At 35.5% G+C, this 16,516-nt stretch carries 24 protein-coding genes; 1 reads left to right on the forward strand and 23 read right to left on the reverse strand.

The window, feature by feature from the left end; genetic code table 11:
• The first annotated feature begins 55 nt into the window (after positions 1-55).
• Positions 56-1,015 carry an IS30 family transposase gene (locus NSQ99_RS19870; RefSeq protein ID WP_340834498.1) on the forward strand — a complete coding sequence of 320 codons (960 nt, stop codon included), beginning with the start codon at positions 56-58 and terminating at the stop codon, positions 1,013-1,015.
• A 184-nt stretch (positions 1,016-1,199) separates the two neighbouring features.
• Here NSQ99_RS19870 and NSQ99_RS19875 read toward each other — a convergent pair whose 3' ends face one another.
• The 23 genes from NSQ99_RS19875 to NSQ99_RS19985 form a co-directional block, all read right to left on the reverse strand.
• A complete protein-coding gene (locus NSQ99_RS19875) occupies positions 1,200-1,382 on the reverse strand; it encodes a PspC domain-containing protein (protein WP_340838653.1) in 183 nt (60 codons plus the stop codon).
• 154 nt (positions 1,383-1,536) lie between these two features.
• A complete protein-coding gene (locus NSQ99_RS19880) occupies positions 1,537-2,022 on the reverse strand; it encodes an NUDIX domain-containing protein (protein ID WP_340838654.1) in 486 nt (161 codons plus the stop codon).
• A 151-nt stretch (positions 2,023-2,173) separates the two neighbouring features.
• Positions 2,174-3,022, reverse strand: a complete 849-nt coding sequence (locus NSQ99_RS19885) for a sugar phosphate isomerase/epimerase family protein (RefSeq protein WP_340838655.1) — start codon at positions 3,020-3,022, stop codon at positions 2,174-2,176.
• A 74-nt stretch (positions 3,023-3,096) separates the two neighbouring features.
• A complete protein-coding gene (locus NSQ99_RS19890; protein WP_340838656.1) occupies positions 3,097-3,432 on the reverse strand; it encodes a cytoplasmic protein in 336 nt (111 codons plus the stop codon).
• 98 nt (positions 3,433-3,530) lie between these two features.
• A complete protein-coding gene (locus tag NSQ99_RS19895) occupies positions 3,531-3,914 on the reverse strand; it encodes a nuclear transport factor 2 family protein (RefSeq protein ID WP_340838657.1) in 384 nt (127 codons plus the stop codon).
• A gap of 58 nt (positions 3,915-3,972) precedes the next feature.
• The gene (locus NSQ99_RS19900; protein WP_340838658.1) at positions 3,973-4,731 is read right to left on the reverse strand and encodes a class I SAM-dependent methyltransferase; all 759 of its coding nucleotides are present in this window, start codon (positions 4,729-4,731) and stop codon (positions 3,973-3,975) included.
• Between the two features lie 124 nt (positions 4,732-4,855).
• Positions 4,856-5,302 (reverse strand): hypothetical protein, encoded by a 447-nt coding sequence (locus tag NSQ99_RS19905; protein ID WP_340838659.1) that lies wholly within the window; start codon positions 5,300-5,302, stop codon positions 4,856-4,858.
• A 75-nt stretch (positions 5,303-5,377) separates the two neighbouring features.
• Entirely contained in the window at positions 5,378-5,761 is a 384-nt protein-coding gene (locus NSQ99_RS19910; RefSeq protein WP_340838660.1) for an NUDIX hydrolase, read from the reverse strand.
• Positions 5,762-6,017: 256 nt separating this feature from the next.
• The gene (locus tag NSQ99_RS19915; RefSeq protein ID WP_340838845.1) at positions 6,018-6,473 is read right to left on the reverse strand and encodes an NUDIX domain-containing protein; all 456 of its coding nucleotides are present in this window, start codon (positions 6,471-6,473) and stop codon (positions 6,018-6,020) included.
• 71 nt (positions 6,474-6,544) lie between these two features.
• A complete protein-coding gene (locus NSQ99_RS19920) occupies positions 6,545-6,838 on the reverse strand; it encodes a hypothetical protein (protein ID WP_340838661.1) in 294 nt (97 codons plus the stop codon).
• Positions 6,839-7,926: 1,088 nt separating this feature from the next.
• Entirely contained in the window at positions 7,927-8,505 is a 579-nt protein-coding gene (locus tag NSQ99_RS19925) for a hypothetical protein (RefSeq protein WP_340838662.1), read from the reverse strand.
• Between the two features lie 46 nt (positions 8,506-8,551).
• Positions 8,552-9,001 carry a GNAT family N-acetyltransferase gene (locus tag NSQ99_RS19930; protein WP_340838663.1) on the reverse strand — a complete coding sequence of 150 codons (450 nt, stop codon included), beginning with the start codon at positions 8,999-9,001 and terminating at the stop codon, positions 8,552-8,554.
• A gap of 24 nt (positions 9,002-9,025) precedes the next feature.
• The gene (locus NSQ99_RS19935; RefSeq protein WP_340838664.1) at positions 9,026-9,487 is read right to left on the reverse strand and encodes a hypothetical protein; all 462 of its coding nucleotides are present in this window, start codon (positions 9,485-9,487) and stop codon (positions 9,026-9,028) included.
• Between the two features lie 100 nt (positions 9,488-9,587).
• Positions 9,588-10,436 (reverse strand): AraC family transcriptional regulator, encoded by an 849-nt coding sequence (locus NSQ99_RS19940; protein WP_340838665.1) that lies wholly within the window; start codon positions 10,434-10,436, stop codon positions 9,588-9,590.
• A 167-nt stretch (positions 10,437-10,603) separates the two neighbouring features.
• Positions 10,604-11,038 carry a hypothetical protein gene (locus tag NSQ99_RS19945; protein WP_340838666.1) on the reverse strand — a complete coding sequence of 145 codons (435 nt, stop codon included), beginning with the start codon at positions 11,036-11,038 and terminating at the stop codon, positions 10,604-10,606.
• 118 nt (positions 11,039-11,156) lie between these two features.
• Positions 11,157-11,609 (reverse strand): NUDIX hydrolase, encoded by a 453-nt coding sequence (locus tag NSQ99_RS19950; RefSeq protein WP_340838667.1) that lies wholly within the window; start codon positions 11,607-11,609, stop codon positions 11,157-11,159.
• A gap of 126 nt (positions 11,610-11,735) precedes the next feature.
• On the reverse strand, positions 11,736-12,305 hold the full coding sequence (locus NSQ99_RS19955) for a histidine phosphatase family protein (protein ID WP_340838668.1): 570 nt from the start codon (positions 12,303-12,305) through the stop codon (positions 11,736-11,738).
• 454 nt (positions 12,306-12,759) lie between these two features.
• Positions 12,760-13,158, reverse strand: coding sequence for a hypothetical protein (locus NSQ99_RS19960; RefSeq protein WP_340838670.1), 399 nt, complete (start codon positions 13,156-13,158; stop codon positions 12,760-12,762).
• Positions 13,159-13,577: 419 nt separating this feature from the next.
• Positions 13,578-13,787, reverse strand: a complete 210-nt coding sequence (locus NSQ99_RS19965) for a DUF6366 family protein (protein WP_251667128.1) — start codon at positions 13,785-13,787, stop codon at positions 13,578-13,580.
• Between the two features lie 137 nt (positions 13,788-13,924).
• Complete coding sequence (locus tag NSQ99_RS19970; protein WP_340838671.1) at positions 13,925-14,440, reverse strand: GrpB family protein; 516 nt, start codon at positions 14,438-14,440, stop codon at positions 13,925-13,927.
• A gap of 263 nt (positions 14,441-14,703) precedes the next feature.
• Positions 14,704-14,853, reverse strand: coding sequence for a hypothetical protein (locus NSQ99_RS19975; RefSeq protein ID WP_251667124.1), 150 nt, complete (start codon positions 14,851-14,853; stop codon positions 14,704-14,706).
• Between the two features lie 242 nt (positions 14,854-15,095).
• Positions 15,096-15,836, reverse strand: coding sequence for a class I SAM-dependent methyltransferase (locus tag NSQ99_RS19980; RefSeq protein WP_340838672.1), 741 nt, complete (start codon positions 15,834-15,836; stop codon positions 15,096-15,098).
• 231 nt (positions 15,837-16,067) lie between these two features.
• On the reverse strand, positions 16,068-16,430 hold the full coding sequence (locus NSQ99_RS19985) for a hypothetical protein (RefSeq protein ID WP_340838673.1): 363 nt from the start codon (positions 16,428-16,430) through the stop codon (positions 16,068-16,070).
• Positions 16,431-16,516 lie beyond the last annotated feature (86 nt).

Genomic DNA, 16,516 nt, shown 5'->3' on the forward strand with positions numbered 1-16,516 from the left:
TGACGAATTCGTGTAGAATGAAGTTACCAGACACCACCTACAAGGAGAACTCGTCATGAGCTATACACATCTTACCATAAACGAGCGTACAAAAATAGAAACATTATTACATTTAGGATGGAGTGCAAGAGCCATTGCACAGCAGATCAAGCGCCACCATTCTACGGTTTCTCGTGAAATACAACGCATGAATAACCACTCTTCTACTTATGAGGCTAGCGACGCACAAGCCGATTATCAGCACAAGCGGATGCAAAGTAAACCAAAAGGAAAGTGGAACAAAGACAGAGCACATTACCTTACTCAAACTCTGGCTGCAACATGGTCTCCAGAACAAATTGAAGGTCGAATGAAACAAGACGATCCTGAGCACGCGGTATCCTTTAAGACCATCTATCGCTGGATTTACCAGGGGAAGCTCGTCCAAGGAAACACCATCTTCTTGCGACACAAGGGAAAGCGTAGAAAGCCTCGTGAAAGCAGAGGTCGCTTTAATCTTGGATTATCCATCAGGCAACGTCCAAAAGAAGTGAAGCAACGTGAAACCTTTGGTCATTGGGAGCTTGATACTGTCGTTTCTAGCCGTGGTAAAAGTAAAGGCTGCTTGGCTACCTTTGTCGAACGAAAAACACGCTATTACTACGCTGTAAAAATGCCTGACCGTTCAGCCTTGTCTATGGAGAAAGCTGTTGCTACGGCTTTAGAAGAGCTTGCTTTACCTATGTTTACAGCTACCGTTGACCGTGGGAAGGAATTCGCTTGCCATCAAGCATTGTTAGAAGAGCACGGCTTGATGGTTTACTTTGCTGATCCTTATTCATCTTGGCAAAGAGGCAGTAACGAAAATGCCAATGGGCTTCTCAGAGAATTCTTTCCTAAGAAGTTCGACTTAAACACGATAGATCAAGCTGAACTTGAATGTGCTTTAGATTTAATCAACCATAGACCACGTAAATGTCTAGGTTGGAAAACTTCTCACGAAGCGATTATGGACGAGTTGTCGCACTTAGCTTGACAATCTATCATATAAATAATTACCGGAGTTTGGCTTCCATGATAGTAGATATCAGCATAAATCGAAGACTGCTCAGTCCTTTTATAGACTTTGGATTCATATATCATTTCTATGATCCCACTTCCTTTTTCATCTCTCAGCTCCGCTAACAAGCTTTGCATTACGAGCCAGTAAAGCTTGAAACTTATAAAGTCCTTCTTTCTTCATCCATTGAGTTATGCAAGATGATGTATATTAAGATCGATGTTGGTAACGTGATTAAAAAGATTAATCGTACACTTAACGCGGAAATACCTAAAAAATCAGCAATGCCACCACAAATTCCAAATATGGATCTATGTTTCGCAGACTTTCTAAGTTTTTTCAATTAGGAATGACCACCTTTCTGTTAGACGATGACCTTGATCTTCAAAGGACTAAAGTTTCTTAGATATTATTCCTATTCGAAAATCGTTTTCGTAGGTCAACATTCCGGGAATTACATGACTTTACTTGATCTGCTTATCTCTTATATTAGCTATTCAATATTGCTCAAAATAACTCTTTAATTGATGATCTTCTATTAGCTCAATATTTCTTCTCGTTTTTGAGTACTCAACTATATGTTCTCTAATGTTAGGATATAGGATTATTGAATCTAGTTTATCTATCGGTATCCATCGTACTCCAACTTGATTGGGGTCTGGACTTTCGGGTAACTTTGCTATGAATCCATCCTGAATTTCACAGTCAAAAATAATATTTAGTACTGGGGTCTCAGAGTCATAATCTCCTGATTGCTTGTGGGGACAGTACTCATATAGAAACGCAATCTTCCCAATTTTGATTTCAACATTTGCTTCCTCTAACAATTCCCTCCTAAGCGTATCCGTAACCGACTCACCCTGTTCAACTCCACCACCAGGTAAATTGTAATGATATTGATTGTTCTCTTGATATTCAATTAAGAGAATATGTCCTTCATTCATAATAAGAGCAGTTGGTCTAATACGAATATGAGATGTCACAAATTACCTCCTAAAATTTGCTCGGGCGGACTAATGCGCGCGTCTAAGCGACCATGGCAATAATACTGTTTTATCGGTTGTTGATGATTTCACGAGTCGCATCCTAGAGGGTTTTCCTATTCTTTTTTCTCGTGCATATGCTGATTAATTTTTAAGCCTCAATTTTTAATGCTTCCAGCTTTCTTGCTCGTTCAGACGCTTTATGTAGGAATTCAATAGCTGTTAATTCCTTATAATCCCAATTCATAGCCTCTATTGCAATCGCACCCGAATAATTTATGTTAGCAATCTTCTGCATAATTGTAGACCAATCAATCGTACCGTCAAAGGGTAACCCGTGTTGAGCATAACTTCCATTATTATCATGTAAATGTAGTGCCATCAGCCGAGAACTATACTTGGATAATAAATCAATTTCCGGATAATGGCGGTAGTGGTGTCCGGAGTCATAACAGATACCGATACGCAGGGAATCCACCTGATCCAGCACATATGATAAATTGGATATGTTCCATAAATTCTCGAGTGCAACATTGACACCAAGTTGTTCAGCTTTTTCAGTGATTCTCTTGATTCTATCCAAACCGAGTGTGTTACATGGATTTTCCTCGTTAGGCAAGTGCAACACCATTGTTGGTATTTCGAATTCGGCACAATCCGCAATACATTGCAAATAGCAATCGGTAACCATTTCACCTTCTAGATTATCAAGCCAGAGGTTGTTTTCACTTTGGACAGGTGCATGGATATTTTCTATAAATAGACCGACCTCTCGCGCAATTTCCGGTCCTTTACGGTAATCGTTCTGGCCAAAACAGTCACGCTCAAAACCATTACTCCACCATAATAAAACCCCGTCAAAGCCAGCATCTTTTATAAGTCGAAAACGTTCCCTATTCGGCAACTGATAGCCGAACCAATCATAAATAGTAAGCATAAGCCAACCCTTTCTTGTTTCTTCTAATCTTAAGAATGTTCTAACATTCCTTGATCCCTCCATTTAATCTACTGTTAATGTCTATGCACAAAGCACCACTTGTGACTGAATAGCACAGTGACGATGTACGACTGCGGTCACACCGTTGAAACTAATTCCTCTTCCCTAATCTCGATTAAATATTCCTTCATTACATAATCTCTGCCGCCATGATCTTCATACCATTTCTTAATTCGTTTAAGATGTTTAATATCACTTCTAACATTTCGTTCGATTTCCAGATACTTTTCATAGCTCTCATATTCCCAAATAGCAAATATTTCAGTGGTCGTATCCGAATGAGGAACCATCCATCTTCCCACTAATTTAGCTCCATACTTAATTTGATTTGGCAAATTGGTCTCAATAAAATGTTTATTAAAAATATCTACAAACTCATTTTTTAAGATATAAAATTTTCTTCTATAAAACATTGACGTCACATCCCTTATCTTTTTTTGGGTATTTCTTCTTTCGTTTTTACAACAGCCGCCCACCTTAGAGATATGTCTTATCTGGGTGGGCGGCTGAATTAACTATAATCCTCGATTATCGATATTTTCCCATTACAAAAATGAAAAATCGATTTACCTTCTAAATTAATTCTTTCCCCCACTTTAAGTCCATTAGGTAAGTCGATTGCAAGTACTCCGATGTAATCAATTAGAACTTCGGCGACTTCACTAGAGAATGATATTTCCTTTATTTTCTGCTCTCTGAAAGTAAATAAAGTCTTAGATTGTTCTGCAACATGTCTAAACTCATTGATTCCTTTAGTCTCAACATTAACTTTTCCGTTAGAATAGTTCTTAAAGATAACATCCCTATGTAGAAGTTGAATCATCCCCTCGACATCGAAAGAATTGTATGCCTTAACATACTCTTGAACCAGTCTTTTCATCGTATTTCTCATCATAAATAATCCTCCAACACTTTACTCTCATGCTATCTTCCGGAGTTACTGATACTATGTTTTATGGAATTAGGGGTGTTTGATATTCATTTATTTTATCAGCTACGATTGTATAGAATGCTGGTACACCACTATTTATAGGATGCGGCTCCTCTTCTAACTTTCTTAAAACCATATTCTTATCTGCTAATGTAGATAGAATTTCACCCATCGTCCATTTTCTCAAAAGAACTTTTGGTTGGTCTTTACGATCTTCTTCTGAAAGGAAGTCTGAAAAGGCTATCTTCTCTACTACCAGACTAGAATCGAAATAATTAGAGCCTTTGCTTGAAAAAGGATGAAAATCCGTCAATATTAGTCGGCCATTGTTACTTAGTAAGTTATTTACCAACTCAAAGATAGGGTTTAAGTCAGAAAAGTAATGTAAAATACCAAATTCCATTAGCACTAAATCATAATTACTAAGATTCATCTCAGCTGGTATATTTAGAACATCCGCCAAAACATAATTAAGTTTCACATTAGCATAATGCGCAACTTCTAGAGCATATCGTTGGTTCTCATTGGAAATATCAACAATCGTGACATCTGAGCCGAGCAGCGCCAATGGTATGGCCTTGCTCCCCGTTGAACCAAGAAGATTAATTATTCTCTTTTCATTTGGGTCGCCGATATACTTTAACCATCTACGAAGCTTATGTGACCCATTGAGTTTTAAGTTTTCTGCTTGTACTTCAGGGTGCCCATAATGATTCGTCCATGCTTCATAAGCATTTGTATTCCATGCTATGCTATTAGTCATCGTTTGTTTTTCTTGCATTAGACACCTCTTTCTATTTTAAAGTTTGGGTATTTGGTAACCCCCTTGCATTAACGACAGATAACCATCTTAGATGGATCTTATTTTGAGATATTTCAAAGCATAGCGCTCACTAATAAGTCACCTACAACGCTTTTCTAACTTTTATGTCGTTACTCTTTCCAAACTCATTTAATATACATTTTAAATGTTCAATTTCTTTGTTATCCCGTAGCGAAATCGTTACGTACTTTCTAAGTGTACTTCTGTTCCTACGTTTGATATAAATAATCCAACTATTGTAGATGATTTCCTCCACTTCTGATGCTTTAATTTCATCGATCCCCATTAATAATCTATTATTCTCAACGATCAACATTGTACTTTTGAATACTTCCCGGATACTAAATAAAGCTAAAGTAAGAAAAATCAGTAGACTCATAACTTTTACTAGAATAGGAATTTCATAAAAAATAGACGTAGCATAAAAGCAGAGAAGTACTAACATCATGCCTAGATTTAAATAAAGACTTTTGGTTGATAAGCCATTTGACAGAACAAATGAGTTTCTATTTCCTCTTAATTCATCCATTCACTCATCTTCTTTCATACAAGCTAGAGTTGAATTTCGTAATCTGGTGACCGAGATGCGAATCCGAAGCATGTGTTATATGGCGGACGGACCTTCTTCTAGTTCACTTAATATAGCTATTATAGGTTTTGTATACGTATCAAATTTATTTTCATCATTTAGCGATACCCACTTAACTTCTAGAATATCTTCATTGTCCTTAATGGTTTTATCAAGTACTACTCTACCCCTTATGTTATTGATCAAATAAGTGTACTTCTCGTCTTCCACATGTATTAATTTCAGTTTTGTGACTTCTAGCCCTGTCTCTTCTTTGACTTCTCTAATACCTGCTTCTTCAGGAGTTTCATTTTCTTCAATTCCTCCCCCTGGAAAATTCCAAACAATATCTCCTCTTTGAACGTATTGACGAACCATTAAGACTTTATTGTTCTTTATGATCACTGCTTGAGATATCATACAGAACCTCTCCCTACTGTGTGTTAATCATTTTCTATTTAAGATAGGTACATCTTTTTTATTTCTGTTATCTATTCATAACTAAAGCCGCTTCTCCAACTCGTATATAAATGTAGTCCTAATTTCTATGTTTTCATTCAGCTCTTTTCTATAATTCTTGTCCAAAAACAAATTCAACATATTCTATGGCATAAATTGAACCAAATAATAATTCAAATAAACTATCTATTGGCTATTCATCCTCTCTTTAAAGGTTTTAATTGATATCTCCAAGATAGGTTGCAGTGTATGTACTTGTATTAAGCTTTTTAAGTTCATTAATCACTTCTCTCGGATAAAAATTATATTTTTCTAATTCATCTATTTTGAGCCATTCCATTCCGATCTGATCTTGATCGGGTTCTAAGTGATATTTACCTTCTTCTTCAATTTCACAAGAGAAGATATGACTAACGATATGAAGTTTCCTATCCCTTTCCGAATTCTCATGATTCATTCCAATATATTCTCTTACAAATATCAATTTCTCGTTTTTTATACTCGCTCCGACTTCTTCCCGAACCTCTCGGCGAAGAGCTTCTAGTAGTGTTTCTCCGAATTCCTGCCCTCCTCCAGGCATAATAAATATAATGGCATTCTCCTCCTCTTGTTTCTTTATCGTTAGAATCTCATTATTTCTCGTTATCATGGCGCAGACGGAGCTTCTGATCATCACTAATAAATCCTCCTAATAACTGATTTTTTCAAATTCCCCAGTAAGCAAAACTATCTCATGAGTGAGCCTCATACTAAATCCATCAAAATTATTACATTAGCAAGGCAACCTAAAATAACTAAAATTCCAAACAACGATAGGACAATTACTGGTTCTATCCCCTGCTTAATAAAGTTTCTTTCTGCCTTTCCCCTAGTAACCAAATAATATAGAACTACCATAAAAATTTGTCCCCATAGCATAGAAGTATCCATCTTTGACGTTGAAAATAAGTTTACAATTAACATCAAGATCGCAATTAATCCAATCGGAAATACGACATAGTCGAATTTTTTATGAAAGAGCAGTGAAATAATTCTCATGGCGTTTGTTCCTCCTTAAATCTTTATCTAAATTTAATCAGAATCATTTGATTTTATCTTCTAAGTTCCTAATTCTCTTTTCTAACTTCCTATTTTTTAATTCAACTTCAACAAAGGCACCAATTGCTATAGATATCGCAATCAAAGATATGAGCCAATCCAATATTATTCCCCCATTCAAATTGAAAGAAAGTGAACTTTAATCTTTACTTTTATGTAAAGTGATCTTATTTCTCCACATTTTGTATAACCCAAAGGCTAAAATTCCAAAAGCAACGAGGTCTATCATTATGGGGAATAACGTCCACCAACCAACAACTTCTCCAATCGTCATATTCATCGGAAGAGGCTTATTCCTGGTTGCAAGTGTATCAGTTAATTTATTAAGTAACGGTATGTAAAGGTAAGATGCAATCTTGTGCACAATTAGGATTAGAAAGAAGTAAAATCCTTCTTTAAATGAATTTTTTCTACATAGTACAAGTCCAAAGATCAAAAAGGCGAGATATAAAACAGTGATTAACATGCTTACTATGATTAACAACATGCAACTACACCTCCCTTGATTATTAATATTTTGTCGTAATTGTCGCTTTCGTTGGTATCTCCTAAAGTTAGCTAAGCTCGGATGAGTAAGTATATGCTTTGCGGCTATTTCTCATATCGTCTTACACGAACAACAAACGCCCATCTTAGATAGCTCATATCTTAGGTGGGCGCGTGCATTAATGTGCTTGCTTGCATCCTCTGTAAATACCGAGGAGTGCATGCTGCGAAGCGTTATTGTTGTGTTATACGATGAACTATGATCGACTACCTCGGATTAGCCATGACGGCAGTCTCATGTTTTTAATCATCAAATAATCTTATGTCTTCTATTTATGGAGTTTTCATCTAAGGTAGGCATCGGCTTTGGAGGTTTAACTTCGGTTAATCAATTTTAACATATGTTTCCAGTCGCTTGGTACCTTTATTTTTTTCTCGCACTTTTCAAGTAAATCAAGCGTATTCACTTCAACAAACTCGCCGTTGTGGACGCGAGGAACATTCTAAACATTTTGATCATATATTCATTTGACCAAGTTCCATTATGTTATTAATGTTTTGTTCCTCCTATCCCTTAAATACATATACAAACCGATTAATAAAAATGGAATCGATACTAAAATATGAATACCTATTCGCTTAAAACCTGAAAGTATAATACCTTTGAAATTAGCTAATATGCTATATTGAACTTCTGTATTCCATACATAATTCTTATCATCTAATTCGACATTGTACATACCGCTTTTTTCAATGTTAAAACTATATAACGACTTGCCTTGAATCGTATGATCTGTAAACGTCATCGACTCGTCTTCTTTAGCTACAATCTCTAATTGATCCTGAACCGCAAATATTTTAACGTTAAGCGAATCAGGACTAATTTCTATTGTTCTTGTAAAATTGACAATCCCAAAATCCCTTTTATTTGTGTCGTACTCATAAAACAAATTATACTCACCTTCTTGAAAATAAAAGGAATTTATTTCATTAGAAGTCAAACTCTTTTTGTCACTAAGAGGTGGATTTAAGAATAAATCGATCCCTTGCAAAACAAATCCAAGAATAAAAATTAATCCGGCAATTAAGAAGAAAATATACTTTTTTAATCGTCTCTTCATAGATTTCTCCTACCTGTTAGGCTGTCACCGCTTCTTTGATCTAACTTCACAACATTTTTTTGATAAATGCTGTTTTATCCCCTTTTTCAAATCCACATTCTTCATAAAATCTATGCGTTCCTTCCATTCTAGAGCTTGTCATTAACATAACTTTATAACAATTATGCTCTTGGGCGAGTTCAATTGATTTCTGAAGGACTAATCTTCCGTAACCTTGTTTTCTATAATCTGAATGAGTAACAACATTTTCAATTAACCCGTAAGACCTAGCTCCTCTTGTAAGATTTCTAACTAACACTAAAACACATGACGAAACTATCTTTCCATCACACTCAACAACAATGATCTTCATTAACGGGTCACTAATTATTTCATTCCAATGATTATGAATCTCGCTAATATTCAATTCTGGGTCATCCGGGTTTAGATGTTTATACAATGCTAGTAATTGATCTAATTCATTCGGTTTTATGACTCGAACAGATATATTCGTCATAAGAGCTCCCTCATTTTCTTGAGTTTATGTTTTACTTGCTCTAACTGCACCATAGATAAACCCAATAACGTAAATGAAAAACATTAAAATATATGACGTGATCATCACCTGGTTACTATCAATGACCTCTCCATATGCCATAACAATTTTTGTTGAAAACAATACTGTAAATTGACCATAACATTGTGAAACTATTGCTAAAAACATATTGCGTTTTGAATCATCCACAAGTAGGAATTGCCAAATGAAAAGTACAAATGAGATTGCCCATAAAATATTGCCTAAACAAAAGCTTAATAGCTTATTTAAACTTAATTGTCCAAACTGTTTACCTACCCAAAACCAATATAAAACGAAACCAATACTTAAAAGCCAAATAATAAAAACATAGAAAGGCAAATAAACTACAATATAGTTGAGTAGCAACCCTAGAATAAACGGTAATAACTGCAAGATTATGAGTTTGTTGTTCTTCAATATTTCCAATTGATTAGCTCCTTTTCATTAGCCATTAGTTGAGCAGTTTTGTTGAACGCAGAAGAAGCGATGGATCGGATCCATCGCCGCACTCTCGTACCCGCAATCATTACTTTTTCTTTACAGGTATCCAGATTTCACCCTGTGTATGCCCTTGCATTCCATAATACATTTCGAATTGAGGACCCTCAACCTGTTCATATCCAGATGTCGGAAACCATTCCGAATATATACGTTCCCATAGTTTTTGCAAATCACATTGTGGCTCAGGGAATATGGCCCATGTTAATGCAGGGACAGAAAGCTGTGTAAATCTATCTGGAATTTCAAGTCCCTTTGGTAAGTGATAACAGACCATGTACTTGAATGATTCTCCCGTGTGATCATATAAGGCAGCGTGCAACACAGTATTACCAAAGCGCCCCAGAAGCTCGTTCATTAGGTCTACACTGCCGTCTTCATCACATTGCTTACGGAACGCTGGAACTTCCATAAACGCTGTTTGCAAATTCTGACTAACAACACTATCAACGCCGAACATCTCAAATGCCCCTCTTTGCTCAATACGATAATCCATCTCGACATCTCCTTTTATAGAAATATGAAAGGACATTCGAGGATAGGCTTTTAAGGAAACACCTTTATCGCGCGCAGATATTGGCATGATTCCATGGAGATTCTTGAACGCCCGTGCGAATGCTTCTGGCGATTGGTATCCGTATTTCATGGATATATCAATAACCTTTGCTGCCGTTGTCTGCAGTTCAAATGCAGCCAATGTCAATCGTCGACGCCGGATATACTCGGATAACGAAATCCCCGTAATGAACGGAAACATTCGTTGAAAATGATACGTAGAGCAACAAGCGATCTTCGCTATGTCATCAATCGAAATGTGATCCGTCATATTCGATTCGATATAATCCATAGCACTATTCATCCTCTCCAACCAATCCATCGTTCTCCCTCCCTTCGAGTTAAATACTACAGCAGTTAGAGATGACTTACCGTGCATTTCCTGCACGAAATTGTCAGTACCGTTGAGCTATATTTCCCGTTAGCTTAACATTCTTCTACGCGTTGAGACGAATTGTTATAGGGAGCTCGGTCTTCTTCGAAGTCATCCTATCCCATTTGTTTTTCTATTGTAATTCCATGTTCTTTCGCAAATTTCGATAAGTGCTCAGTTATTGACTTCAATTCTTCCGAATGAACAATACGAATAAATATAGCCTTTTTGAAAAGCATCTTTTCTGCCTGAGTCAACTCTATCTGTTTATGAGTAATCGTAATCTTTACTAAATTATCAGGATTAACCACGCTTGAACCTAAAGTGATTTGATCTCTATTGAATTTGAATAACTTTACTGTACGTGACTCAAAAACGATCCCAACTAGAAATATTAATAAAAAAATAGATAACAATAATGAAAACCATTCACCTTGAAATGGTCCACTGAAGAAAATAGCTGTCAATACTACATTGAGTAACATCAATATGCACATTATTAATAAGCCTTTTGTAGAGATAAATGTTGATCTTACTTGATATTGCTTCATTGATTCCCTCCTATAGAAACTGATGCTGAGATGTCTTCTAACGGTCTCATATTAAAGAACCACGTCATTTTGAATCTAGTTTCTTCTTTGGCTAGTATCAATTCTGTTCTCCTATTTATTACATCTCTATTCGTCTTAAAAATTCTTGAATAGCAGGTTTATCCGGAGGGCTTATATTCTTAGGGATATTATTAATATTAAAAAACTTAATCTCATCTACTTCGCGATGATCTTTTTTTATGCTTCCATCAAATTCATTACATATATAGGCTGCAACTACGTTATAGACTTCATCACCGTGTGGATACTTGTAATAAAGGTCTTCACCAGAGAAAACATTCATTAATTCAAGACTTTTCGCTCTTAATCCCGTTTCTTCATAAAGCTCTCTTACAGCTACTTCTTCCATAGTTTCTCCTGGTTCTAACGAGCCTCCTGGAAGTCCCCACAAGCCGTTATCAGTTCTTTTTTCCAACAATAACGTACCATCACGTATTAAAAGTACACATGCACCGGCCATAATTATAGGTCTCGTTCCAACTATTTTTCGCAAATCCATAATATACCCCAATACAATCCCCTTCTTTCATATACTTTGATAATTGTTGCCCTTTCTAATGTTTTGCATTAACCGAGGACTGTATGCGAATATGCATTAGCGCTGAGTTATAGAATAATGATTACTTAGGTACATGCACTATCTCCATAACCTTACAACTTGTATTAATTGTTCTTCTCTGAAAGTCATTTTGTAAATATCAGGTTTTGTTGTTTGTTTGAAGAATTTATAATCGAATTGTGAATCATAATAACCCATTAATGCAGTCATTATGATTCCATGAGTTCCAATCACCACTCTCTTCCCTTTGAATTGATCTAGCATTTTCATAAATACAGGTAGTGACCTAGCTAAAAGCTGCTTGTTTGACTCTCCACCAGGTAATGAAAAGTATTGATCGGAGAGTAATCTTTCGATGGATACTGACAAATCATCATCAGAAAGATTATAGTCTTCTGAACAAAAATGATGTTCTCTTAAATCCTCAAAGATTTTTATTTCTAAACCAAGTATCTTTGCGATCGGCTCCACAGTTAACACTGCACGAGTATAAGGACTTGAAACGATCACATCTATTTCTTCACTTTGAAGTATTTCAGTTACGGTTGCTAAGTCAGAGTATCCTTTAGTAGTCAGACCTCTTGTACGTTCGTTCCCCTCTGTATATGGAGATTCCGCATGTCTCACCAAATATATATAGGTTTCCATATATTCATTCTCCATAAATTTATCTGCATTGTCTGTCTGCGATTGTAGAGAACGTCATTACATAACGAACTCGAAAGGCTTAGGTGGAGCGTATGCGAGACGGGTCGTATACTTGCCTTGTGGGGGCACTTGAATGTACTTCTCTGCCAAAAGCAAGTTTTTAACTACTCATTTTTTCTTCTTAAAAATTAAATAAGTAAAAAATACAATTCCTCCGAAACCTAATAACATATTCGCACTGAATATTATCCAAACTAAATTAATAATTGTATCACTTGGTCCATTTCCAACGGGCCCAACCTTTGGTTCAAAGAAATTGTTTAATTTCCAAAAACCATAAATAATTAATAGAAAGGATACTGTGAGACCCATGAGATATCTTAGTTTTATAACCCCCCGCCTCCTTATATGAACGATTGATGTTTCAGTACTCCCAAACAATTATCATGCTCGGCTAACTTCCACTTCCACTTCCATTACTTAAGATTATTTCTTCCCCATTATTAAACACCACTTTAAATGTATTTAAATCTAGCAAGAGGTGATTTAATTCCTCTTCTTCTAAGGTGCTTGTATCAACTATCATTTCTCCTTCTATTAACAATTCATTGCTCTTAGATAGAGTCTTTTCTACTGATATATTTATAGAATTACTTAACAATATATTTTCAAGTTTCTCGTTTAAGATCGGTTTAATACTTTTAATCTTAAAATTCTTACTACTAAGTATGGAGAATTTCAAATTATAATTAAGAACCTCCATCTCGCTTGGAGCTGAAGAAATAGATGCTCCCAATCCACTAATATAAAATAATTGATGATCCTCTTTTTTTGGTATTATTAATGAAAACAATAGTACTAATCCAATTAAGAATAAAATCAAGCCTACTAGCTTTTTGTTCTTTAGTTAAACCATTAGATCATTCCTTTTTCTATGATTTGATCTTTATTATTGGTTTTCTTTATGAGATTAATATTAAAGTAGGTTTGAGCTTCAAAAGCAGCCCTCATTGTAGATGCATAATAAAAATTAAAAAAACATGTTCTTTTCAGGTTTCAATGAATAGCGATAACAACCTTACTTCTCGAACATGCTGGGAGATCGATCTTTGATTATTACATTTTAACATATGTTTACATTTTTGGATGCCGTTAATTATCATAACCTTTTGCTTTTCAAGTAAATTAATATTTTGGCTTGAAAGCAATACGCATAATAGTATTTTTCAATAGTTATTAAGAATGCTTGTAAATGCACTATATTCTTCTTGTTCAAGAAAAATATTTATAAAGTAAATACCCTATAATTATTAGAATTAAAATTCCTGTGCCTTTCCAGCCCATTCCTCCAATTAAATCAGCAAAATTTCCTGATCCAGCCCTGTTTAATCCATCACCAAACGCTCCACTGGGATTGTTCTTTAATTCTTCTTGTCTTAAACGTTCTCTTTTTTCTTCAGGTGTCTCTTTTTGAAGCTCCATGTACCCACCTCCTGATAAAATTCAATACTTCTGCAACTAGATTCTCTCTCGTTGACTTCTGATCTGAAAGATTGCGACGATAAGTTAATACTGTGTTAGCAGAAGTGGCTACCTGCTTTGCAGTACTTACAAACTTTCTATATTTGTTTCAAACTTATTTTTTTCATTATTCCTTGTATAAATGGTTCCTTTGCTTTGGTATACCCTACCCGATCATGCTTATATTGCTGTTCTAATTCTTTCTTTAACTTACTATATTCTTCTTTTGCTTCTCTGTTGTTAATCAAATATTCTTTAAAAAACAAGTTATTATTCCAATGAACTCCTTCAAATTCGTAAATATGCAAATGATGGGTTCCCGCACGCCATTCTCCTTTTCGAAAAAATCTCCTATGTGGGAAATTAGCGTGTTCAACAAACTCATATCCAATAGTATATAATCGTTCTTTGTAAACATCTGTTACATCCTCTAGTGACTTTACCCCAACCATGATATCTATTATAGGCTTTGCAGATAACCCTGGGATGGATGTGCTGCCTATATGTTCGATTCCAATTAAAATACCTTTGAGCTCTTTAATAATCTTTCCTCTTTCTGTTTCATATTCCTTTTTCCATAATGGATTATAATCAGATACAGTTACTATTTCCATTTGGTTAACACTCCTTAGAATTTTCTTCAAAACTATATTGCGGTCATTTCTGATAGCGGTCTTGAATTAATGACGGATGCCCACCTTAAATAGCTCTTATCTTAGGTGGGCGTCTATGTTGGTGAGCTAGCTTTTTTGTAATACCTCATTCAACCAAGGAGCGTATGCGACGCAGAATGCTGTGTTATAGGTGGTTGTGAACCGAATTTCTCAAATATAGAAAGGACGTCTCTGAGCGTTTTATTTTATTGTGTGGTCTCTATTTATTCTTTATCCTTTTGTTTTGTAATTTCTATCAATCGATATATTGCATGTTCAATATCTTCTGATTGTTTTAATTGCTTATGACCTGTAACACTAATATCAAGAACAGCAAAAAATATTAAAATTAATATGATAATAATTACTATCATTTCAACCCACCTTTAAATTATTGTAAGAGACGTTGTGATCGTAATACCGTATAACGTCCTTGTATTAACGAACTCGAAAGACTCATGTGGAGCGTAGAGATACTGGTCGAAAACTTAGCCTTGCATGGTTGTCATGTGGAATAACTTCTCTGCCAATGCATCACCAATGAGCGAGGAGCGCAGCGTCGTAGCGTGAATGCGATGCTATACGAATGGACCTCCTTCTTCGAATCTACTCCAAATCACTTCACTGCCTTTATAACGATAAAGTGACACATATTCTTAAAGTTCATATAATCGTTGTGTGCTTCAATTGCTTCATCTGTTGGTTCTGGCTCAATCAAATCATCGATTACGAAACCGCATTGTCTTAATGTCTTGAAATAGTTCGATAAAGTTCGATGGAACATAAGTATACTTCCATTACTTGTCTCTTGCCTGACTATCCCTTCCGTGAAATATTTGGATACCTTCCAATACAATTTATTACCATTACTGTCTTTGACCCAACCGCTTTCAGGAGTATCAAAACACGGATGTAAGATAGAAAACACAAAAATACCACCAGGCTTCAATACTCTATATGCTTCACCTATCGCTAAGTTGTGATAAGGTAAATCATGAATCACCATATTCGAAATAACGATATCAAATTCATTATCTTTAATCATACTTAAATCTTGAAAATCACCTTGTAATATTGGTATGTTAAATCCTTTGCTCTTTTGTTTTGCTACTTCTACCATTCGAGAAGAGAAATCAAACGCTTTTACCTTAGCCCCGTCAGCAAACATTTTCCTGCTTAAGTAACCTTCACCACAAACTGCATCCAATACATGCTTACCTTTTAGTTGGCCAACTAATTGTAATATCGCTGGATTTAGTAAATATATTCTGTTAAGGTCACCTTCTGTCGTATAAGCTCTACCCATATCCTCTGCAAAGTCATCCCATCTTTTCTTTACTTCCTCATTTAAATCCATCGAATTCCCCTTTCGATCCTTTCGTATAACATTCTTGCATTAACGAACCTGCGCAAAGCAGGTTGTCTCAGCTCCAACGCCCTCAAGCTCACGTCAGCGAACAAGGGCCGTTAGACCCGTTGCGTGAATGCGTTGTTAATTGATGTCAGCGACTCCTTCAAGTTACTTCAAAGATCTTTCGCGTTCGATGTTAAACTAACTATCGTTCCTCAATCTTTGAGGATCAGGCCATTAAATTTTCTTCCTCAAAATTTCGTCAACTAACCAAAATAAAAGTGCAGCTATCATTGTTACCCCAACAAGAAATAAACTCTCAAAGAAAAAAGAAATCACTAATCCAGCTATTAAACCAAATGTACTATGAATAAATAATGCCACTAGGTTTCTTTGTATTCCGTTTAATTTTTTTGTTAGATAATCAGAAAAGCAAGATACAGGTACCCCAATTAAAAGGACAAATGGAAAAGCACCTGTAAAAAGAACTCCAATTGCTAAGAAACTTGTACCTTCTGTTATCGAATAAAATAAAGTAAGAAATATTCCAATTAACAAAGTAGTTAAAACAAACCCTAAAGATTTCCTTAAAAATATCAAAATACCCCACCCTTATCTTAAAGAGTTTGATTTTATTAATTAATAACCCTCACAGCTCCTCCTAAATCCATAGTCCTCTATGCCGA

The organism is Paenibacillus sp. FSL W7-1287, from assembly GCF_038004245.1.
Taxonomy (GTDB): Bacteria; Bacillota; Bacilli; order Paenibacillales; family Paenibacillaceae; genus Pristimantibacillus; species Pristimantibacillus camelliae.